The 23,490-nt window shown below is 72.4% G+C and carries 4 protein-coding genes and 1 pseudogene; 1 reads left to right on the top strand and 4 read right to left on the bottom strand.

Annotated elements, in window-relative coordinates:
* Positions 1-30: 30 nt before the first annotated feature.
* From ACIBVP_RS20275 to ACIBVP_RS20265, 3 genes are all read right to left on the bottom strand, one after another.
* On the bottom strand, positions 31-4,479 hold the full coding sequence (locus ACIBVP_RS20275; protein ID WP_396107741.1) for an SDR family NAD(P)-dependent oxidoreductase: 4,449 nt from the start codon (positions 4,477-4,479) through the stop codon (positions 31-33).
* An 80-nt stretch (positions 4,480-4,559) separates the two neighbouring features.
* Positions 4,560-6,785 (bottom strand): MMPL family transporter, encoded by a 2,226-nt coding sequence (locus ACIBVP_RS20270; RefSeq protein WP_396107712.1) that lies wholly within the window; start codon positions 6,783-6,785, stop codon positions 4,560-4,562.
* A 224-nt stretch (positions 6,786-7,009) separates the two neighbouring features.
* Positions 7,010-7,480 (bottom strand): hypothetical protein, encoded by a 471-nt coding sequence (locus tag ACIBVP_RS20265; RefSeq protein WP_396107711.1) that lies wholly within the window; start codon positions 7,478-7,480, stop codon positions 7,010-7,012.
* A gap of 123 nt (positions 7,481-7,603) precedes the next feature.
* Here ACIBVP_RS20265 and ACIBVP_RS20260 point away from each other — a divergent pair, with 123 nt between their 5' ends.
* Positions 7,604-8,104 carry a polyketide cyclase gene (locus tag ACIBVP_RS20260; protein ID WP_396107710.1) on the top strand — a complete coding sequence of 167 codons (501 nt, stop codon included), beginning with the start codon at positions 7,604-7,606 and terminating at the stop codon, positions 8,102-8,104.
* A gap of 449 nt (positions 8,105-8,553) precedes the next feature.
* Here ACIBVP_RS20260 and ACIBVP_RS20255 read toward each other — a convergent pair.
* Positions 8,554-23,436, bottom strand: a pseudogene (locus ACIBVP_RS20255) (SDR family NAD(P)-dependent oxidoreductase); the annotation flags it as partial.
* Positions 23,437-23,490 lie beyond the last annotated feature (54 nt).

Here is a 23,490-nt window from a genome sequence, read left to right as displayed (position 1 = left end):
CCGTCCCAATGGTTCGCTCCGCAAGCTCGCTCACGCCACGCCGAGGTCGTCGATCAGGGCGAACACGTCGTCGGCGGAGGCGGCCTTGAGCTTGTCCTCGACCGAGGTGACGGTGCCCCCGCTGGTCCTGTCGTTCAGGGCACCCACGACGGCTTGCAGCCGCGCCACGATCCGGGTGCGTTCGATGTCGTGCGCTTCCAGCCCGGCCACCGCCCGCTCCAGTGCGTCCACAGTGGACAGCACGGAGTCGCCGCCCGCCTCGCCGAGGCCGAGCAACTCGCGCAGGAACGCGGCGAGGTCGGCCGGGTTCGGGTGGTCGAACACCATGGTCGCGGGCAGCGTGAGCCCGGTCGCGGCGCCGAGCTGGTTGCGCAGCTCGACCGCGGCGAGCGAGTCGAAACCCAGCTCGCGGAACGCCGCGTGCGGCGCCACCGCGTCGACGGAGTCGTGCCGCAGCACGGCCGCGGCCCGTGCCCGCACCAGCTCGACCAGCTCCTGCTCCTGGTCGGCGGCGGACAGCTTCTCCAGCCGTGCCACCAGTTCCGCGGCACCGGCGTCCGGTACCACGTCGTTCTCAGCGGCCAGCACGGTCATCGCCGCGGGCACACCGCGCAGCAGCGGACGCGGCCGGGCGAGCGTGTAGGTCGGCACGAACCGCTGCCAGTCGATGGCGGCGACGACCAGGTTCGGGCGCCCCTCCGCGATCGCCTGCGCGAGCGCCGACAGCGCGAGCCGCGGCTCCATGGCGTCGAGGCCGTAGCGGGACAGGTCGCCCTCGGCGGCCATCGTCTCCCCGGCCCACGCACCCCAGGCGACGGACGTGGCGGGCTTGCCCTGTGCCGCGCGGCGCTGGGCGAGCGCGTCGACGTAGGCGTTCGCGGCGCCGTACGCCGCCTGGTGCCCGCTCCCCCAGATCGCCGCGCCCGAGGAGAACAGGACGAACGCGTCCAGGTCACCGGTGAGTTCGTCGAGGTTGCGGGCGCCGTCGACCTTGGCGCGGCCGGTGGCGGTGAACTCCTCGACGGTCGTGTCACCGATCGCCACCGGCACGGGCAGCGCGCTGGCGGCGTGGAACACGGCGTTCACGGGGTGTTCGGCAAGCAGTGCGGCCAGGGCGTCGCGGTCGGCGACGTCGCAGGCGGCGATCGTGACCTTCGCGCCGAGCGCGGTCAGCTCGTCGGCCAGTTCGCCCGCGCCGGGGGCGTCCGCGCCGCGGCGGCTGGTGAGCACGACGTGGTCGGCCCCGTTCTCGGCGAGCCAGCGGGCCAGGTGGGCACCGATGCCGCCGGTGCCACCGGTGACGAGGACGGTCCCGCGCGGCTGCCACGGTGTGGTGTCGCCGGCGGGGGCGGGGACCATCCGGCGCGCGTACACCCCGTCGCCACGGATCGCGAGCTGGTCCTCGTCCGGTGTGGACAGCGCGGCGGCGAGCAGGTCCGTGGCATCGGCGGAGGGCAGGTCGACGAGACCGCCCCACCGCTCGGGCAGGTCGAGCGCGAGCACCGTGCCCAGGCCCCAGATGGCAGCCTGGTCGGGATCCGGCGACTCGGTGGTGGCGCCGGTGGTCACGCACCACAGCGGTGCCTCGACCTCCTGGACGAGCCTGATCGTGTCGGCCAGCGGGAGCGTGGAGACGACACCGGTGAAGTCCCCGGCGGGCAGCGAACCGACTTCGGCGCGCACGATCTCGACGTGCTTGGCGAGCGCGTCGGCGACCGCGTCGGCGACCGCGTCGTTCGCGCCGACGACCAGCCAGCGGCCGTCGAGCGACGCCCGCGTGTCGACCGGCGCCCAGTCGACGCGGTACCGCCAGGAGTCCACGACGGACTCGTCGGTCACGCGCCAGTCGCTGACGTCGACCCAGTAGCGCTGCCGGTCGAACGCGTAGGTGGGCAGGTCGACCGCGGACGGGGTGAAGGGCGCGAAGAACGCCCGCCAGTCGACTGTGCGGCCCTCGCAGTGCAGGGCGGCGAGCGCCTCGACGGCCACCCGGTCACCGGGCTGCTTGCGCCGCTGAGCGGGGATGAATCTGCCGGAGGCGCTCTCTGCCGCCATCGCGGACAGCACGGCGTCCGGGCCGAGCTCGACGAACGTGGTGACACCCTCGTCCGCGAGCGTCGCGATCGCGTCGGCGAACCGGACGGTCTGCGCGACGTTGCGGATCCAGTACTCGGGCGTGGCCATGTCGGCCACGTCGCCGGTCACCGTGGACACGACCGGGATGCTCGGTTCCGCGTAGGACAGCCCCGCGGCGACACGGGCGAAGTCGGCGAGCATCGGCGTCATCAACGGCGAGTGGAACGCGTGACTGACGGCGAGCCTGCTGGTCTTGCGGCCCTCGAACGTCGCCGCGATGGCGAGCACGTCCGCTTCGGGCCCGGACAGCACCACGGAGGTCGGTCCGTTGACGGCCGCGATCCCGACGTCACCGGTGACCGTGACCTCGTCCTCGCTCGCCTGGACGGCGACCATCGCGCCACCGGCGGGCAGCGCCTGCATCAGCCGCGCCCGCGTGGTGACGAGCAGCGCCGCGTCGGCGAGCGACAGGACCCCGGCGACGTGCGCGGCGGCCAGCTCACCGATCGAGTGCCCGGCGAGGAAGTCGGGCCGGATCCCCCACGACCGGAACAGCCGGAACAGCGCGACCTCGACCGCGAACAGACCGGGCTGGGTGTAGGTGGTCTGGTTCAGCAGCTCCTCGTCCCCGCCCCAGAGGACCTCGCGCAGCGGCCGGTCCAGGTGCGGGTCGAGCGCGGCGAGCACCTCGTCGAACGCCTCGGCGAACACGGGGAACGCCTGCGCGAGGTCCCGCCCCATGCCGAGCTTCTGCGCGCCCTGCCCGGAGAACAGGAACGCGAGCTTGCCGTCCGTGCGCGCGACGGGCACGAGGTCGGTGCCCGCGAGATGCCCGCGGTGCTCGAAGTGCGTGCGGGTGGTGGCGAGCGAGAACGCGACGTCCGCTACGGACAGCTCAGGGTGGGCGGTCAGGTGGTCGCGCACCGCGTCGGCCTGCGCCCGCAGCGCGGCGGGGGTCTTGGCGGACAGCACCAACGGCATCGCGGGCGCGTCCTTCGCGGGGGCGGGCACCGCCTGCGGCACCGCCTCGATGATCACGTGGCTGTTGGTGCCGGACAGCCCGAACGACGACACGGCCGCACGACGCGGTCGCCCGGCCTCCGGCCACGGCTGCTCCTCGGTGAGCAGCCGGACCGTTCCGGCCGACCAGTCGACCTGCGGCGTCGGCTCGTCCACGTGCAGTGTGCGCGGCAGGACCCCGTGCCGGAGCGCCTGCACGACCTTGATGATCCCGGCCGCACCGGCGGCGGCCTGGGCGTGCCCGAAGTTCGACTTGACGGACCCCAGCCACAGCGGCGTCTCACGGTCGCGGCCGTACGTCGACAGCAACGCCTGCGCCTCGATCGGGTCGCCGAGCCGGGTGCCGGTGCCGTGTGCCTCGACAGCGTCGATGTCCGAAGGGGACAGTCCGGCGTCGGCGAGCGCGGCGCGGATGACCCGCTCCTGGGACGGCCCGTTCGGCGCGGTCAGCCCGTTGGACGCGCCGTCCTGGTTCACCGCCGACCCGCGGACCACGGCGAGTACGCGGTGCCCGTTGCGTTCCGCGTCGGACAACCGCTCCAGCACGAGCACCCCGACACCTTCCGCCCACGCGGTGCCGTCGGCTCCCGCGGCGAAGGACCGGCAGCGCCCACCCTCGGCGAGCCCGCCCTGGCGTGAGAACTCGTTGAAGGAGCTGGGCGTCGACATCACGCTGACCCCGCCCGCGAGCGCGAGTGTGCAGTCACCGCGCCGCAACGCCTGCGCCGCCAGGTGCACCGCGACGAGCGACGACGAACACGCGGTGTCGACGGTCAGCGACGGCCCGGTCAGCCCGAGCGCGTAGGACACCCGTCCCGACGCGACGGCCGGCGTGGTGCCGGTGCTGATGTAGCCGCCGAGGTCCTCGCCGGACATCAGGACCGGGATGCCGTAGTCCTCACCCATGAGCCCCGCGAACACACCGGTGGTGGCGCGGCGGGCGGTGTCGGCGTCGATGCGGGCGTGTTCCAGCGCGGCCCACGACGTTTCGAGCAGCACCCGCTGCTGCGGGCTCATCGCGGTGGCCTCACGTGGACTGATGCCGAAGAACCCGGCGTCGAACTCCGTGGCGTGGTCGAGGAAACCGCCGGATCCGGAAAGGACGGACGTCATCCCGAACGCCCTCGCGAAGGTGTCCCAGCCACGGTCGGCGGGCAGTGGTGCGATGCCGTCGCGGCCCTCGACGACGGCCGCCCACAGGGAGTCCGCGTCCGTGATGCCGCCCGGGTACCGGCACGCCATACCGACGATCGCGATCGGTTCCCGCGCGCCGGCGGTGAGTTCCTCGTTCTCCCGCCGGAGGTTCTCGTTCTCCTTCAGCGAGGACCGCAGCGCCTCAACCAATTCGTCAGACGTGGCCATACCGTCCCCAAGCCCTTGAATGTGTGACTGCCCGCATACCTCTCGCGTCGAGCGTACGGACGCGGGGTATGCGGGCAGCCAGTTCCCGGTAACTCGGTGGTTCAGTCGAGAGCGGGTTCCTTCTCGCGCCGCACTGGACTTTCCGCACGCGGCGCGGGCGGCTCGGGCGGAGCCGACTCCGACAGGCCGACCTTGTCGTGCAGTACTCGCAGCGGTTTCGGCGACCACCAGGCGGCGCGCCCGAGCAGGCGCATGCCCGCGGGCACGAGCACACCGCGGATCAGTGTGGCGTCGACCATGATGGCGAGGCCCGCCCCGATCCCGAACATCTGCAGGAAGCTCACGCCACCGGTGCCGAAGGCGAAGAAGTTCACCGCGATCAGCACGGCGGCCGTCGACACGATCCGGCCGGTGTGCGACAGCCCGTCGACCACCGCGGCCCGCCGGTCGAGCCCGAAGTCGTGCCCCTCCTTGATGCGGCTGAGCACGAACACCTCGTAGTCCATCGACAGTCCGAACGCGATGCAGAAGAACAGCATCAGCATGCTGGTGTCGAGCGGCATCGGTGTGAACCCGAGGAAGTCGGCCAGCCAGCCCTCCTGGAAGATCATCACCAGGACACCGATGGTCGCCGACAACCCGAGCACGTTGAACACCAGCGCCCGGATCGGCTGCAGCACGCTGCCGGTGAACAGGAACAGCAGGATGAACGTGGACAGCGCGATCAACCCGCCGGCGAGCGGGAGCCTGCTGCCGATGGCCTCCTTGCTGTCGACCAGGGTGGCGGCCGAACCGCCGACCTGCGGATCGGTGCCGACCGGCCCGGGTGTGTCCCGGATGGTGTGCACGAGCTCCTGCGCGTTCGCCGACCGCGCGTCGTCCTCGGTGATCACCGCGAACCGCTGCACCTCGGGCTTGCCCATGGCCGCCGACGTCGGCGGCACACCCCGGCTCGCGCCGTCGACGAAGACGCCCGAGCTGGACTCGACCCGCGACACGTCCGGCAGCGTCGACAGCCGGCCCGCGTAGTCGGCGACGTCCGCCGGGGGCAGCAACCCGGTGACGACGACCTGGATGGCGCGGCTGTTGTCGTCGGGGAACTGCGTGCGGATCGTGTCGCCGACGGTCCTGGTCTGCGTCGACTCCGGCAGCACCCGGTCGTCCGGCGTGCCGAACTCGGCCTTGAGCACCGGGAGCGCGCCGAGCACCAGCACCGCGATCACGGGCAGCGAGCACAGGATCGGCCGCTTGGTCACCGCGGACGCGACCCGGCGCCAGAACGGCGACACCGCGCTCGGCGTCTTCTTGAACCACGGCAGCTTGCCCGCGTTGACCCGGTACCCGAGCACCTTCAGCAGCGCGGGCAGCACCACGACCGACGTCAGCATCGCGATGAGCACGACCCCGATGCCGGAGTACGCGAACGAGCGCAGGAAGAACAGGGGGAAGATCATCAGCACGGCCAGGGCGACCGCGACCGTCAACGCGCTGAACACGATGGTCCGGCCCGCGGTCTGCACGGTGCGCACGACGGCGTCCTCAATGGACCGCCCGGACGACAGTTCCTCCCGGAACCTGCTGACCATCAGCAACGCGTAGTCCACGGCGAGGCCGAGGCTCAGCGCCGTGGTCAGGTTGATCGAGTAGATGGAGACGTCGGTGGCGGACGCGATCCCGGACAGCGCGGCGAACGTCCCGAAGACGGTGGCGGCGCCGATGAGCAACGGCAGGCTGGCGGCGACGAGGCTGCCGAACGCGAACACTAGCAACACCAGGATGATCGGCACCGCGATGGCCTCCGCCAGCGCCAGGTCCTTGCCGACCTGGGTGCGGCTGTCGACCGACATCATCTTGGGCCCGCCGAAGTACACGTCGTACTCCGCGGTGGAGGCGTCGGCGAACCGCTCCGCGAACTCCTCGGTGGCCGTGATGTCGTCCTGCTCCAGCTTGATCGCGATCATGCCGTGCCGGCCGTCGTCCGAGCGCAGGCTCGGCGCGCCCGTCCCCCAGTAGGAGATGGCCTCCGTGACGGCGGGGTCGTCGCCGATCCGCTCGGCGAGGTCGGTGGCGTCGGCCCGCACGGCGTCGTCGTCGACGGAGCCGTCCTTGACCGAGACCATCGCCACGACGTCGACCTGCCCGCCGAACTCGTCGTCGATGACGTTCTGAACCTGGGAGGACTCGGCGGCGGGGTCAGAGAACCCTTCCGGCTTGAGCTTGGTGAAGACGGTGAACCCCACCGCGCCCGCGGCTATCAGCGCCAGCAGGGCAACGACGAGGATCCAGCGCGCGCGGGTGGCGGCGAAGCGTCCTATGGCAGTGAACATGACAGCGGTGCCCCTGACAGACGTGGTCGGTTCACGTCCCACGCTCCCAGCCGTCTTGTCGTACAGTCAACGCCCGCTCACTCTTTCGTGAACCAGTTCGCGGCAAGAACATGAATTCCTCACATATGACCTGTGGAGAATTCATGATCGGGTTTGTGTGGAATTCCCGAACACGACCAGTGCCCGGCATTCGGTGAATGCCGGGCACGGTCGTTCGCGGGATTTCAGCCCTCGGGTTGGGTGGCCAGCTCCGCAGGCTCGGCCGCCGGACGCCGGTGCCTGCTGTGGTCGACGGTGTACTCGTCGAGCCGGAACAGCATCACCACGGCCATGGCGGGCACCATCAGCACGTGCCCGACGACCATGACGCCGGTCGTGCCGGCGAGCCCGCCGAAGTAGAACGGGTACATGACGACGAACGGCAGGTACATGGCCAGGCTCATCTCGAGGATGGGCCGCCAGCGGTGCCCGCGGAAGAGCATCCACGCCGCCATGCCGATGGTCATGTTCGTCGCCATCACGAGGGTGCGCGCCACAAGGTTCTCGATCATGAAGTCCCAGCCGAGGGCCTCCCACAGCATCCGCGCGGGCATGGCGAGCACCCCCATGCCGATGAACATGGCCGCGGTCATCTCCAGCAGGTGCTGGATGAAATGGCGGGCCGGGCTGTGCCACCAGCTTTTCGTGCCCGTCATGACGGCACCTCCTCATCGTCGACACGTGCAGTGTCGCATTTTTGTTCCACCATCGGGTAGACCCCCACTGGAGCATCGCGCAACCACGGAGTCGAATTATGGGAAGAATGGCACAATCACTTCATGTTTCCGGGAGAGGTGTGGGGCGCCACGGCTGACGAACGTGCCGCGAAGCTGCCCTGTGACGAGATTTTTCCGGACGGACTGGCAGCCGACCGCGCCGTGTCCGTCGACGCACCGCCGTCGTTGGTGTGGGCCTGGCTGTGCCAGATCCGCCTTGCCCCGTACAGCTACGACTACCTAGACAACTTCGGCAAGAAGAGCCCACCGGTCCGCACGCCGGAGCTGACGGACCTCGAGGAGGGCCAGCGCTTCATGCGCCTGTTCACCCTGGCCTCCTTCGAACGCGACGTCCACGTGACGATCCGCAGCGGCCGCGTAGCGACGACGTACGCCGTGCGCCCGGAGGGCACCGGAACCCGCCTGGTCGCACGCGCGGTGTTCAACGGCCCGAACATCATCGGCAGGCCCCTGGGCCTGATCGACATGATCATGATGCGCAGGCAGCTGCTGAACCTGAAGGCCCACGCGGAGAAGGAACACGCACAGGTAACCGCTGGCTAACCCCCCACACGCCCCACAGGCCGGCAGTCGCGTCAGCGACTGCCGGCCTTTCCGCATCCAGCGCCCCCACCAGCAGCGCCACCGACAAAGATGGCCGGGACCATGATCGTCACATTGGGAACGTCCCGCCCGGACATGAGCAAGGATCTCCCTTTTCGGCGATCAGACCCGCGAAGCGGGCCCCAGCCCCGTGCACAAGCCGGGCGCCAGCCCACAAAGACGGCCTGCCTGCCCTCCCGTCGACCTGGCGAAGCCCGATCACGCCGGGTCAAGGGGGCCAGCCCGAACCAGCCCTCATGCCAAGGCGATGGCCCCCTTGACGCGGTGTGATAGCCCGGAGGGAGGTCGACGGGAGGGCAGGCCCCCATCCATGCCAAAACACCCCGAGACCAACTCGGAAGGCCCCCTCCCCGAGACTTGCCCGTCCGGCGAGGACACCAACCCCCCGCCTACGAAGCCTTCCGCTGAGTAGAACGCCCAGCCAGAGCCCGCTTCACCAGATCGTCCACGTCCAGACTGTCCAAATCCTCAGCAGGCTCAGCCTGGCGCGCAGGCTCCTCCGTAGCCACCAAACTCAGCAACGCGTCAAGAATCCCAACCTCCCGGAACCGCTCCACCGGCACGGAAGCCAACGTCCGCCGCAACGCATCCTCATCCACCGGAGCCGCGGCAGCGGCAGGATCAGGCAGCAACGAGGACAGCACATACCCAGCCAACGCCTCAGGATTCGGATAGTCGAACACCAACGTCGCCGACAACGACAGCCCGGTCACCGCATTGATCCGGTTCCGCAACTCAACCGCGGTGAGCGAGTCGAACCCCATCTCCTTGAACGCCTGCCCCGGCGCGACGGCCGACGCAGAGCCATGCGCCAGCACAGTGGCCACCTGCGCACGCACCAGCTCCAGCACAGCGCCCAACCGCTCCGCGGCCGGCAACCCACCGAGCCGGTTCACCAACGCCGCGACATCCGCCTTCCCTGCCCGCCGAGCAGGCACCCGCACCAGCCCCCGCAACAACGGCAGATCCGTCCCAGCCCGACGCAACGCGGAGAGATCCAGCTTGACCGGCACCGCCAGGTCCACACCGGCCGCCGCGTCGAACAACGCAAGACCCTCCGAAGTGGACAACGCACCGAACCCACCACGGTTGAGCCGAGCCAGATCCGTCTCCGACAGCTCCCCGGTCATGTCGCTGGCCTGAGCCCACAAACCCCACGCCAACGACTGAGCCGCGAGCCCGCACGCCCGCCGATGCGCGGCCAACGCGTCCAACGCCGCGTTCGCCGCCGCGTAGTTCGCCTGTCCCGGCCCGCCGAGCACCCCGGCCACCGACGAGAACAGCACGAACATCGGCACGTCCCCGACCAGCTCGTGCAGGTTCCACGCCGCGTCAACCTTCGGCCGCAGCACCCTGTCGATCCGCTCCGGCGTCAGCGCGTCCACCGTGCCGTCGTCCAGCACACCCGCCGAGTGCACGACACCGCGCACCGGATGCGCGGCCAGCAACCGAGCCAGCGCGGCCCCGTCGCTCACGTCGCACGCCGCCACCGTCACCGACGCACCGAGCGCCGTCAGCTCCGCCGTCAAAGCGGGCACCCCGGCCGCGTCCGGACCCCGCCTGCTCACCAACAGCAGGCTCCGCACACCACGTTCGGTCACCAGGTGCCGAGCGACCAGCGCACCCAATCCGCTGGTACCGCCCGTGATCAACACCGTCCCGTCGACCGAAGCGGGCGACGCGGCCGGCGTGGCCCGCGCCAGCCGGGGCACGAACACCTCCCCGTCGCGGATCGCGAGCTGCGCCTCCCCAGTGGCGACCGCGGCCGCCAGCACCTCCTGCGACGCGTCGCTGTCGTCGACGTCCACCAGCACGAACCGGTCCGGGTGCTCCGACTGCGCCGTGCGCACCAGGCCCCACACCGCGGCACCCGCCGGGTCCGCGTCCTCCGGCCCGACCGCGACCGCACCGCTGGTCACCAGCACGAGCGGCACTGACTGACCACCGGACAACCACTCCTGCACCAGCGCCAACGCCCGGTGCGCGGCATCCCGGGTGCTGTCGGCGACCGGACCAAGACGGGTCTCGACCTCCACCACGTTGGACGGCAGCCGCACGGTCTCCCGGCGCTCGGCACGGCGCGCGGCCCTGGCGGCACGCCGTTCGGAGCGGTCCCGCCGATCGCGACGGTCGCGGCGCTCGGCACGACGCCGCCGACGCGACTCCGTCTCGTCGGCGGGTACGTCGACCGGCACCCAGTCCACGGTGAACAGATGCTGACCAGCGGTCGACGGTGTCGCCGCGGCGAGCTGCTCCGGTGTGACCGGCCGGACCGACAACGCACCGACAGAAGCCACCGGCGCACCGGCCTGGTCGGCGAGGTCGATGGCGTACGCGTCCTCACCGGTCTCGCGAATCCGGACCCGCAGCGTGGCCGCACCACCCGCGACGACCGTGACGTCGTGCCACGAGAACGGCAGCGCCAGCGCCCGCTCACCCGTCGCCGCGGCCAGGAGCGCGTGCAGCGCGGAGTCCAGCAACGCCGGGTGCACCCCGAACCGCGCCGACCGCTCGGCCTGCGCCTCGTCCAGCGCCACCTCGGCGAACACCTCGGTGCCCCGCCGCCACACCTTCTGCAGTCCCTGGAACGCGGGCCCGTACTCCAGCCCGAGGTCGGCCAGCTCCTCGTAGACGGTGCCGAGCGACACCTCGGCGGCACCGGCGGGAGGCCACTCGGTGAGCGCACCCGGCGCCGTGCCCTCGCCGAGCGTGCCGGTCGCGTGCAACGTCCACGAACCGCCCCGCGCGGGTCGCGAGTGGACGGTCAGCGGACGTTGCCCGGTGTCGGTCTCGGCGCCCACGGACACCTGGACCACCACCGCGTCGTCCTCCGGCAGCACCAGCGGCGCCTGCAGGGTCAGCTCCTCGATGCCGTCGCGGTCCGCGCGGCGAGCCGCGTGCAACGCCATCTCGACCAGCGCGGCGCCGGGCACGATCACGGTGCCGAGCACGGCGTGGTCGGCGAGCCACGGGTGGGTCCGCGTGGACAGCCTGCCGGTCAGCAGCAGACCCGGCTCACTCGCGACGTCCACGACCGCGCCGAGCAGCGGGTGCTCCGCGGCCCCGAGCCCGGCGGCGGACACGTCACCGGCACCGGTGCCCGGCATCAGCCAGTAGTTGCGGCGCTGGAAGGCGTACGTCGGCAGCGGCACCCGCGCCGCGCCGGTGCCCTCGTAGAACGCGGCCCAGTCGATCGCGTCCGTGTGCACGGCGAGCACGGCCAGTGCGGTGCCGAGCGTCCGGACCTCGTCGCGGTCCTTGCGCAGCGTCGGCACGAACACGCCGTCCGGCAACGCGTTCTGGCCCATGGCCGTGAGCACGCCGTCGGGGCCCAGTTCGACGAACGTCCGCACGCCCTGTTCCTCGAGCGCGGTCAGCCGGTCGGTGAACCGGACCGTGCCACGCACGTGCTCGACCCAGTACTCGGGGTTGGTCGGGTCGGCGCCGACGATCGGGATGGACGGCTCGTGGTAGGTAACGCTCTGCGCGACCGCGCGGAACTCGTCCAGCATCGGGTCCATCAACGGCGAGTGGAACGCGTGCGACACCGTCAGCCGCTTGGTCTTGCGGTCGGCGAACCGGGCCGCGATCGCCTCGACGGCGTCCACCTCACCGGAGATCACGATCGACTCCGGCCCGTTGATCGCCGCGATCCCCACCCCGTCGGTGAGCAGCGGCAGGACCTCCTCCTCCCGCGCCCGCAACGCGATCATCGCGCCACCGGCCGGGAGGGCCTGCATCAGTCGTCCTCGTGCCGATACGACGGCAGCCGCGTCCGCCAGCGACCAGACACCCGCGACGTGCGCGGCGGCCAGCTCGCCGATCGAGTGCCCGGCGACCACATCCGGTGCAACGCCCCACGACGCCAGTAGCCGAGCCAGTGCCACCTCGACCGCGAAGAGCGCCGGTTGCGTGTGCCCAGTCTCATCCAGCCCATCACCGGACGTGATCACCTCTCTGAGTACAGGGTCGAAGTGCGCGCAGACCTCGTCGAACGCCGCCGCGAACACGGGGTACGCCTCGTACAGGCGCTGTCCCATCGCGATCCGCTGCGCGCCCTGACCCGTGAACAGGAACGCCAGCCGCCCGCCGGCCGTCCCGGTGGCGACCTCCTCACCGTCGATCAGCACCGCGCGGTGGGTGAACCTGGCCCGCGTCGTCGCGAGCGTGTAGCCGACGTCGAGCGGGTCGCCGTCCACCTCGGACAGCGCGGCGACCTGGTCGCGCAGCGCGTCCTCGGTCTTCGCCGACACCAGCCACGGCACGACCGGCGGCTCGGCCTTCGGCTGCTCGGCCGCCGCGGGCGCCTCCTCGATGACGACGTGCGAGTTGGTGCCGCCGATGCCGAACGACGAGATGCCCGCACGACGCGGGTGCCCGTTGGCCTGCCACGGCACCGGCTCGGTCAGCAGCCGCACGTTGCCCGCCGCCCAGTCGACCTCGGTGGTCGGCTCGTCCACGTTCGCGGTCGGCGGCAGCTCGCCGTGCTGGAGCGCCAGCACCATCTTGATCACCCCGGCCGCGCCGGCGGCCGCCTGCGTGTGCCCCAGGTTCGACTTGACCGACCCGAGCCACAGCGGCCGGTCACGGTCGCGGCCGTAGGTGGCGATGAGCGCCTGCGCCTCGATCGGGTCGCCGAGCGGGGTGCCGGTGCCGTGCGCCTCGACCGCGTCCACGTCGGCCGTGGTGAGCCCGCCCGCGGCCAGCGCGGCGGCGATGACCCGTTGCTGTGACGGGCCGTTCGGCGCGGTCAGCCCGTTGGACGCGCCGTCCTGGTTGACCGCGGAGCCGCGGATCACGGCGAGCACCCGGTGCCCGTTGCGCTGCGCGTCGGAGAGCCGCTCGACGGCGAGCACACCGGCGCCCTCACCCCACGCGGTGCCGTCGGCACCGGCGGCGAACGCCTTGATCTCGCCGTCGACCGCGAGGCCGCGCTGGCGGGAGAACTCGACGAACGTCTCCGGCCCGGTCATCACGGTGACACCACCGGCGAGCGCCAGGTCGCACTCGCCGCCACGCAGCGCCTGCACGGCCATGTGCAGCGCGACCAGCGACGACGAGCACGCGGTGTCGATGGTGACGGACGGGCCCTCCAGCCCCAGCACGTACGACAGCCGTCCACACAGGACGCTACCGGCGATGCCGGTGACGAGGAAGCCTTCGACCCCGGCCTCGTTGGCGTTGACGCCACGGCCGTAGTCCTGGGCCATCATGCCCGCGAACACACCGGTCCGGCTGCCGCGCAACGACAGCGGGTCGATCCCGGCGCGTTCGAGCGCCTCCCACGCGGTTTCCAGCAACAGCCGCTGCTGGGGGTCCATGGCGAGCGCCTCGCGTGGGCTGATGCCGAAGAACTCGGCGTCGAACTCGCCCGCGTCGTGGAGGAACCCGCCACGCCGCACGTACGAGGTGCCCGGGGTCTCGGGGTCCGGGTCGTACAGCTTCGCGAGGTCCCAGCCCCGGTCGGCCGGGAAGTCGGAGATGCCGGACCGGCCGCCGACGACGAGGTCCCACAGTTCGTCGGGCGAGGTGATGCCGCCGGGTAGGCGGCAGCCCATGCCGACGATCGCGATGGGTTCGTCGGAGACGGCGGTCGGCGCGGCGACCACGGTCGCGGTGGCGCGTGCGCCACCCAGTTCGGCCAGCAGGTGGTCGACCAGCTTGTCCGGGTTCGGGTAGTCGAACACGAGTGTCGCGGGCAGCCGCAGGCCGGTCGCCGAGTTGAGCCGGTTGCGGAGTTCGACGGAGGTGAGCGAGTCGAAACCCAGCTCCTTGAACGCCTGCTCCGGCGCGATCGACTCGGGTGAGCCGTGCGCGAGCACCGCGGCGACGTGCCCGCGGACGGCGTCGAGCAGGATCGTGCGCTGCTCGGCCTCCGCGAGCCCGGTGAGGCGCCGGACCAGTTCGCCGGTGGGTCCGCCCGCCCGGCGGGCCGGGGTGCGGACCAGCGCACGCAGGATCGGCGGCACCGTGCCGGTGGCCTTGGCGACCGCGGCCGGGTCCAGTTCGATGAGCACCGACAGCGCGCGACCGGTGGTGGCCGCGTCGAACAGGGCGAGACCGTCCGCGGTGGACAGTGCGCCGAAGCCGTCGCGGGACAGCCGCGCGCGGTCGGTGTCACTCAGCTCGCCGGTCATGTCGCTGGCCGAGTCCCACAGACCCCAGGCCATCGAGACGGCGGGCAGTCCAGCGGCGCGCCGGTCGTGTGCCAGCGCGTCGAGTGCGGCGTTGGCGGCCGCGTAGTTGGCCTGGCCGGGCGTGCCGAGCACACCCGCGGCCGAGGAGAACAGCGCGAACAGCGCCAGGTCGGACGTCAGCTCGTGCAGGTGGCGGGCCGCGTCGACCTTGGGCGCCAGCACCGTGTCGAGCCGCTCGGGGGTGAGCGTGGTGACGATGCCGTCGTCGAGGACACCGGCCGCGTGCACGACGCCGACGAGGTCCGGGATGGACTTCACCAGCTTGGCGACCGACGCCCGCCTGGTCACGTCGCACGCGGCGACACGGACCTCGGCGCCCAGCTCGGTCAGCTCGGCGGCCAGTTCCTTCGCCCCACTGGCCTTCGTGCCGCGGCGGCTGACCAGCACGAGACGCCGGACGCCGCGGTGGGTGACGAGGTGGCGGGCCAGCACCGCGCCCAGGCCGCCGGTGCCGCCGGTGATCAGGACGGTGCCGTCGAGCGTGAGCGGGGCCGGGGTGTCCTGCACGCGGACGAGTCGTGGGGCGTAGGTCTGTCCGTCGCGGACGGCGACCTGTGTCTCGCCGGACGCGGCGACGGACTCGGCGACGCTGTGGTCGCCGTCGAGCAGCACGAACCGGTCCGGGTGCTCGGACTGCGCGGACCGGACGAGGCCCCAGACGGCGGCCGCGTCGAGATCGCCGATGCGCTCGTCGTCGGTGACGCCGACCGCGCCGGTGGTGGCGAGCACGAGCCGCGCGTTCTCGGGGTGCTCGTCGGCGAGCCACGACTGGACGGCGGCGAGCGCCTCGTGGGCGGTGGCGACGGGCCGCGTCGTGACGGTCACGTCGTCCACCGCGGACAGTGTCACGGGGGTCCAGTCGACGCCGAACATCGGCCGGTTCACCCTGATCTGGTCCGGGGTGACCGGGAGCAGCGACAGCCTGCCGACCGACGCGACGGGGGTGCCGCTCTGGTCGGCGGCGTCGATGCTGATCGCGTCGCCGCCCACGGACCTGATGCGGACCCGGAGCTGGGTGGCGCCGCGTGCGTGCAGGGCGACGGTGTGCCAGCCGAAGGGGAGGCGCGCCTGTGTCTCGGTGCTGCCCGCGAACAACGCGTGCAGCACGGCGTCGAGCAGCGCCGGGTGCACGCCGAACTTGGCGGCGTCGGCGTGCTGTTCGTCGGCGAGCGCGACCTCGGCGAACACCTCGTCGCCGCGCCGCCACACCGACTGGAGGCCCTGGAACACCGGTCCGTACTCGAGGCCCAGTTCGGTGGCCCTGTCGTACACGTCGGCGACGGACACGGGGTTGGCCCCGGCAGGCGGCCACGCGGTCAGGTCCGTTGTGGACGGTGTGCCGGTGCCGAGGGTGCCGGTGGCGTGCTGGGTCCATTCGCCGCCGTCCGGGCGGGAGTGGATGGCGACGTTCCGGTCGGCGTCGACGGTCACCTGGGTGACGACGGCCGCGCCCTCGGGCAGGACGAGCGGCGCCTGCAGGGTCAGTTCCTCGACGACGTCACAGCCGACCCGCTCCGCGGCCTGCAAGGCGAGTTCGACGAGCGCGGTGCCGGGGACGAGGACGGTGCCCAAGACGGCGTGGTCGGCGAGCCACGGGTGGGTCTGGGTGGAGAGCCTGCCGGTGAGGACGAGCCCGTCGCCGTCGGCGAGCGGCACGGCGGCGCCGAGCAGCGGGTGCCCGGCCGCGTCGATCCCCGCGGCCTGCACGTTGCCCGCGGTGGGCCGCAGCCAGTACGAGTCGCGCTGGAACGGGTAGGTCGGCAGGTCGACAAGCCGACCGGCGCCGAAGAACGCGGTCCAGTCGACGTCGGCGCCGTTGACCCAGGCGGTGCCGAGGGCGGCGACCACGGTCCGCGCCTCGTCACGGTCCTTGCGCAGCGCGGGGATGAACGTGCCGTCCAGCCCCATGGCGGAGAGCACACCGTCCGGCCCGACCTCGACGAACGTGCTCACTCCGCGCTCGGTCAGCGTCGCCACGTTCTCGGCGAACCGGACCGTGCCGCGGACGTGCCGCACCCAGTACTCGGGATCGGTCGGGTCCGCACCGACGATCGGGATGACCGGCTCGTGGTACGTGACACTCGACGCGACCGCCCGGAACTCGTCGAGCATCGGGTCCATCAACGGCGAGTGGAACGCGTGCGACACGGTGAGCCGCTTGGTCTTGCGGTCCGCGAACCGCACGGCGATGGCCTCGGCGGCGTCGGCGTCACCGGAGATCACGACCGACCGCGGCCCGTTGATCGCGGCGATGCCCACGGTCTCAGTGAGATGCGGGATGACCTCGTCTTCCGTCGCCTGGATCGCGATCATCGCGCCACCGGTCGGCAGCGCCTGCATCAACCGCCCACGCGCCGACACGATTTTGCACGCGTCCGCCAGCGACCAGACACCGGCCACGTGCGCGGCCGCCAGCTCACCGATCGAATGCCCGGCAAGAAAGTCGGGGTGAACACCCCACGACTCCAGCAACCGGAACAGGGCGACCTCGAACGCGAACAACGCGGGCTGCGTGTTCCCCGTGTCGTCCAGGCCGTCGCCGGACGTGATGACCTCGCACAGGTCCGGGTCGAGATGTGCCAGCACCTCGTCGAACGCGGCCGCGAACACCGGGAACGCCTCGTACAGCCGCTGCCCCATCCCCGCCCGCTGCGCACCCTGACCGGTGAACACGAACGCCAGCCGCCCACCAGCCGTGCCGGTGGCGACCTCCTCGCCGTCGACCAGGACGGCCCGGTGGTCGAACCGCGCCCGCGTCGTGGCGAGCGAGTAGCCGACGTCGACCGGGTCCGCGTCCACTCGCGACAACCGGGCGATCTGGTCCCGCAGCGCGGCCTCGGAACGAGCGGACAGCACCCACGGCACCGCGGGCACATCGGCCCGCGTCACGGGCTCCTCGGCCGGTGGCTCCTCGATGACCACGTGCGCGTTGGTGCCGCTGATGCCGAACGACGAGACGCCCGCGCGGCGCGGCCGCCCGTTGGCCTCCCACGGCACCGGCTCGGCCAGCAGCTCTACCGCGCCCTCGGCCCAGTCGACCTGGTGGGTCGGCTCGTCCACGTGCAGGGTGCGCGGCAGCTCACCGTGCCGCAGCGCCATGACCATCTTGATCACGCTGGCGGCACCGGCGGCGGCCTGCGTGTGCCCGATGTTCGACTTGACCGAACCCAGCCACAGCGGACGGTCGCGGTCCCGGCCGTAGGTGGCGATCAGCGCCTGCGCCTCGATCGGGTCACCCAGCGCGGTGCCCGTGCCGTGCGCCTCCACGACGTCCACATCGGACGTGCCGAGCCCGGCCTGCGCAAGCGCTTGCGTGATGACTCGCTGCTGCGACGGCCCGTTCGGCGCGGTCAGCCCGTTCGACGCGCCGTCCTGGTTCACGGCCGACCCGCGCACGATCGCGAGCACGGGGTGGCCGTTGCGGCGCGCGTCGGAGAGGCGTTCCAGCACGAGGATGCCCGCGCCCTCGCCCCAGACCGTGCCGTCGGCACCCGCGCCGAACGCCTTGCAGCGCCCGTCGGCGGCGAGGCCGCGCTGGCGGGAGAACTCGACGAACGTGTCGGGGCTCGCCATGACCGTCACGCCACCGGCGAGCGCGAGCCCGCACTCCCCCGCCCGCAGTGCCTGCGCGGCCAGGTGCATCGCGACGAGCGACGACGAGCACGCGGTGTCGAGCGTGACCGCGGGCCCTTCCAGGCCGAGCGTGTACGAGATCCGTCCCGACGCGACACTGGCGGCGATCCCGGTGCCCCAGAAGCCTTCCACGCCGTCCGGCAGCCCGGTCAGGCTCGGCGCGTAGTCCCGGTACATGAGGCCGGTGAACACGCCGGTCCGGCTGCCCCGCAACGTGTGCGGGTCGATCCCGGCACGCTCCAGCGCCTCCCACGTGGTTTCCAGCAACAGCCGCTGCTGCGGGTCCATGGCCAGCGCCTCGCGGCGGCTGATGCCGAAGAACTCCGCGTCGAAGAGATCGGGGTGCTCGACGAACCCGCCGTGCCGGGCGTAGGACTTGCCCAGCGCGTCCGGGTCGGGGTCGAACAGGTTCGCGAGGTCCCAGCCGCGGTCGGACGGGAACTCCGACACGCCGGACCGGCCGCCCGCGACCAGGTCCCACAGTTCGTCCGGTGTGGACACTCTGCCGGGGAAGCGGCAGCCCATGCCGACGATGGCGATCGGCTCGTCGGTCACGACGGCGACGGCCGCGGTGGCCTGGACGATCCGGTCACCGGAGGGGGCCAGCTCGGCACGCAGGTGGTCGACGACCGCGAGCGGGCTCGGGTAGTCGAACACGAGCGTGGCGGGCAGCCGCAGCCCGGTGGCGGTGTTGAGGCGGTTGCGCAGCTCGACGGCGGTGAGCGAGTCGAAACCGAGTTCCTTGAACGCCTGCGCGCCGGTGATCGCGTCGGACGAGCTGTGGCCGAGCACCGCGGCCACGTGCTCACGCACGACGTTCAGCAGCAGCGCCCGCTGCTCGGGCTCCCCCAGCCGCGCGAGGCGCTGGGCGAGACCGTCGCCACCACCGGCCGCGGCGGCGCGCCGCGCGGGCGCGCGCACGAGGCCGCGCAGCAGCGGCGGGATCTCGGCACCGGACTTGCGCAGCCCGGCCAGGTCCAGCCTGACCGGCACGGTCAGCGCACGGTCGGCGGCGATGGCGGCGTCGAACAGCGCCAGACCGTCCTCAGTGGACAGGGCGGCGAAGCCGGAGCGGGCCATGCGGGCGAGGTCGGTGGCGTCGAGCTGCTCGCGCATGCCGCTGTCCCACAGGCCCCACGCCATCGACACGGCGGGCAGCCCGGCGGCGCGGCGCTGCTGGGCGAGCGCGTCGAGGACGGCGTTGGCGGCGGCGTAGTTGGCCTGGCCCGCGCTGCCGAACACTCCCGCAGCGGACGAGAACAGCGCGAACAGGGCGACGTCGCCCGCGAGTTCGTGCAGGTTGACGGCGGCGTCGACCTTGGCGCGCAGGACGGTGGCGAGCCGTTCGGGGGTGAGCGTGTCGAGCACGCCGTCGTCGAGGACACCGGCCGCGTGCACCACACCGGTCAGCGGGTGGTCGAGGCCGTCGAGCAACGCCTGTAGGGCTTCGCGGTCGGCGACGTCGCACGCGGCGACCGTGACCGTCGCGCCCAGCTCGGTGAGTTCGGCGGCCAGTTCGGGGGCGGAGCCGCGGCGGCTGGCCAGCACGAGGTGCCGGACGCCGTGCGCGGTCACGAGGTGACGGGCCAGCAGGCTGCCGAGCCCGCCGGTGCCGCCGGTGATCAGGACGGTGCCGTCGACCGTGCCGGATTGGCTCGCGACCCGCGCCAGTCGCGGCACGTAGACCTCGCCGTCGCGGACGACCGCCTGCGGCTCCCCCGCGCCCACCGCGAGCGCGACCGAGGCCTCGTCGTCGGTGTCGACCAGGACGAAGCGGTCCGGGTACTCGATCTGCGCGGCACGCACGAGCCCCCACACCGCCGCGGCGGCCACATCGGTGACGTTCCCGTCCGGGTCGACCGCACCGCGTGTGACCAGCACCAACCGGTCGTCGGCGGCCTGGACCGTGGTGAGCGCCCAGGTCGCGGCCGCCAGCGGGGTGACCCCGGCCGGGGCGACCGCGACAGCGGGCGGGTCCTCGGCGGGCCGCACACCCGCGACCCGGACCCAGTCGAGCCCGTACAGCGAGTTCGTGGTGCCCGCGAGCTGTTCGGCGGACACCGGGCGCAGCAGGAGCGACCCTACGGACGCGACCGGCGCCCCGGTCCCGTCGAGGACGGTGAGCGAGACCGTGTCCTGCCCGGCGGGTCCGATGTGGACCCGGATCGTGGTGGCGCCGGTGGCGGTCAGTGACACGTCCGACCAGCTGAACGGCAGCGCACCCGCACCCTCGACGAAGCCGCCCAACGCGATCGCGTGCAGTGCGGCGTCGAGCAGGGCCGGGTGCACGCCGAACCGGTCGGCGTCGCCCCGGGCCTGCTCGGGCAGCTCGACCTCGGCGTAGACCTGGTCACCGGACCGCCACGCGGCCCGCAGCCCCTGGAAGGTCGGCCCGTAGTGGTAGCCGGACTCGGCCAGGGTGTCGTAGAAGCCGTCCAGCTCCACGGGTTCCGCGCCGGCGGGCGGCCACACCGCGTCCGGCTGGGCGACCGCGACCGGGGTGGCCGACAGCGTGCCGGTGGCGTGCCGGGTCCACTCGCCGTCCTCGTCATCGGGCTGCGAGTGGATCGTGACGGACCGGCGGCCGGAGTCGTCGGCGGGTGACACGATCACGTGCAGCCGCACCGCGCCCTGTTCGGGCAGCACCAGCGGGCTTTCGGTGGTCAGGTCGTCGAGGTGCTCGCAGCCCGCCTCGAGCCCGGCCCGCAGCGCCAGCTCGACGAACGCGGTCCCGGGCAGCAGCACGGTGCCGCGGACGGCGTGGTCGGCGAGCCAGGGGTGCGAGTGCCGCGAGACACGGCCGGTGAGCGCGATCCCGTCGCCGTTGGCGAGCGTGAGCACGGCGCCGAGCAGCGGGTGCCGGGCCGGGTTGAGCCCGGCGGCGCTGACGTCGCTCGCGCTGGCGGGGATGAGCCAGTAGTTCTTGTGCTGGAAGGCGTAGGTGGGCAGCTCGACCTGGCGGCCACCGGGCAGGAGCGCGGTCCAGTCGACGTCGACGCCCCGCACCCACGCGGCCCCGGCCGCTCCGACGACGGTCCGGGCCTCGTCGCGGTCCTTGCGCAGCGCGGGGATGAACGTGCCGTCCAGCCCCATCGCGGAGAGCACACCGTCCGGCCCGACCTCGACGAACGTGCTCACGCCCCGCTCGGTCAGCGTCGCGACGTTCTCGGCGAACCGGACCGTGCCCCGCACGTGGTCGACCCAGTAGTCCGGGCTGGTCGGGTCCGCGCCCACGATCGGGATCGTCGGCTCGTGGTACGTGACGCTCTGCGCGACCGCCCGGAACTCGTCCAGCATCGGGTCCATCAACGGCGAGTGGAACGCGTGCGACACCGTCAGCCGCTTCGTCTTCCGGTCCGCGAACTCGGCGGCGACCGCGAGCGCGGCCGTCTCGTCACCGGAGATCACGACCGACCGCGGCCCGTTGATCGCCGCGATCCCGACCCGATCGGTGAGGTGCGGGGTGACCTCGTCTTCCGTCGCCTGGATCGCGATCATCGCGCCACCGGTCGGCAACGCCTGCATCAACCCCCCACGCGCAGCGACGACCTTGCACGCGTCCGCCAGCGACCACACACCCGCGACATGCGCGGCCGCCAGCTCACCGATGGAGTGCCCGGCAAGGAAGTCGGGACGAATGCCCCACGATTCGAGGAGCCGGAACAACGCGACCTCGAACGCGAACAACGCGGGCTGCGTGTTCCCCGTGTCGTCCAGGCCGTCGCCGGAGACGATCACGTCCCGCAGCCCGGGCTCGAAGTGCGCCAGCACCTCGTCGAACGCGGCCGCGAACACCGGGAACGCCTCGTACAGCCGCTGCCCCATCCCCGCCCGCTGCGCACCCTGACCGGTGAACACGAACGCCAGCCGCCCCGGCTCCACCGACCCGGACGCGACCTCCTCGCCGTCGACCAGCACGGCCCGGTGGTCGAACCGCGCCCGCGTGGTCGCCAGCGAGAACCCGACGTCCACCGGCGAAGCGTCCATCGTGGACAGCCGCGCGACCTGGTCCCGCACCGCGCTCTCGGTCTTCGCCGACAGCACCCACGGCACGACCGGCGGCGCCGCGACGGGTTCCACCTCGGGAGCGGCGGGCGCCTCCTCGATGACCACGTGCGCGTTCGTGCCGCTGATCCCGAACGACGACACCCCGGCCCGGCGCGGTGCCTCACCGGCGGGCCACGGCTGCGCCTGCGTCAGCAACCGGACCGCACCGGAGTCCCAGTCGACGCGCGAGCTGGGCGCGTCCACGTTCAACGTCGGTGGCAGCTCACCGTGCCGCAACGCGAGCACGAGCTTCATCACCCCGGCCACACCGGCCGCGGCCTGCGTGTGCCCCAGGTTCGACTTGACCGACCCGAGCCACAGTGGACGGTCCGACGGGCGGCTCTGCCCGTACGTCGCCAGCAGGGCCTGCGCCTCGATCGGGTCACCGAGCCGGGTGCCCGTGCCGTGCGCCTCGACCGCGTCCACGTCGGACGTGGTGAGCCCGGCCGACGCCAGCGCCTGCGTGATCACCCGGCGCTGCGACGGCCCGTTCGGCGCGGTCAGCCCGTTCGACGCGCCGTCCTGGTTCACCGCCGACCCGCGCACCACGGCCAGCACCGGGTGCCCGAGCCGGACCGCGTCCGACAGCCGCTCCACCGCGAGCACCGCGGCGCCCTCGCCCCAGCCGGTGCCGTCCGCCGCCTCCGCGAACGACTTGCAGGTGCCGTCCGCGGACAGCCCACCCTGCCGGGAGAACTCGACGAACGTGTCCGGCTTGGCCATCACGGTCGCGCCACCGGCGAGCGCCAGGTCGCACTCGCCGGCCCGCAGCGCCTGCACCGCGAGGTGCAGCGCCACGAGCGACGACGAGCACGCCGTGTCCAGCGTGACCGCGGGCCCTTCGAGGCCGAGCAGGTAGGCGATCCGTCCCGACGCGACGCTCGCCGCCGTGCCCGTGCCCCAGAAGCCCTCCGCACCGTCGGGCAGCTCGGCCAGCGACGGGATGTAGTCGTGGCACATCACGCCCACGAACACACCGGTCTTGCTGCCCTGCAAGGCAACCGGGTCGATCCCACCCCGTTCGAGCGCCTCCCAGGACGTCTCCAGCAGCAGCCGCTGCTGCGGGTCCATGGTCGCCGCCTCGCGTGGGCTGATCCCGAAGAACTCCGCGTCGAACTTCCCCGCGTCGTGCAGGAAGCCGCCGTGGCGGGTGTAGGTCTTGCCCGACACGTCCGGGTCGGGGTCGTACAACCCGTCGACGTCCCAGCCGCGGTCGGCCGGGAACTCCGTGATCCCCGACCGGCCGTTCGCGACCAGCTCCCACAGCTCGTCCGGAGTGGACACTCCGCCGGGGAACCGGCAGCCCATGCCGACGATCGCGATCGGCTCGCGGGCCTTGTCCTCGAACTCGGTCAGGCGGCGGCGGGCCTCGCGCAGCTCGGCCGTCGCCCTTTTGAGGTAGGCCAGGTACTTCTCTTCGTCCGCCACTGCGGTCTCCTCGATCGGGGG

It is taken from the genome of Actinophytocola sp. NPDC049390 (assembly GCF_044466355.1).
GTDB lineage: Bacteria > Actinomycetota > Actinomycetes > Mycobacteriales > Pseudonocardiaceae > Actinophytocola.
Note: the sequence above shows the minus strand (reverse complement) of the source record. Positions and strands in the feature narration are given on the sequence as shown.

What these genes read in the sequence shown, in the direction of transcription:
- ACIBVP_RS20265 (WP_396107711.1), bottom strand. Translation starts at nt 7,480, where the DNA reads ATGACGGGCACGAAAAGCTGGTGGCACAGCCCGGCCCGCCATTTCATC.
- ACIBVP_RS20260 (WP_396107710.1), top strand. Translation starts at nt 7,604, where the DNA reads ATGTTTCCGGGAGAGGTGTGGGGCGCCACGGCTGACGAACGTGCCGCG.
- ACIBVP_RS20270 (WP_396107712.1), bottom strand. Translation starts at nt 6,785, where the DNA reads ATGTTCACTGCCATAGGACGCTTCGCCGCCACCCGCGCGCGCTGGATC.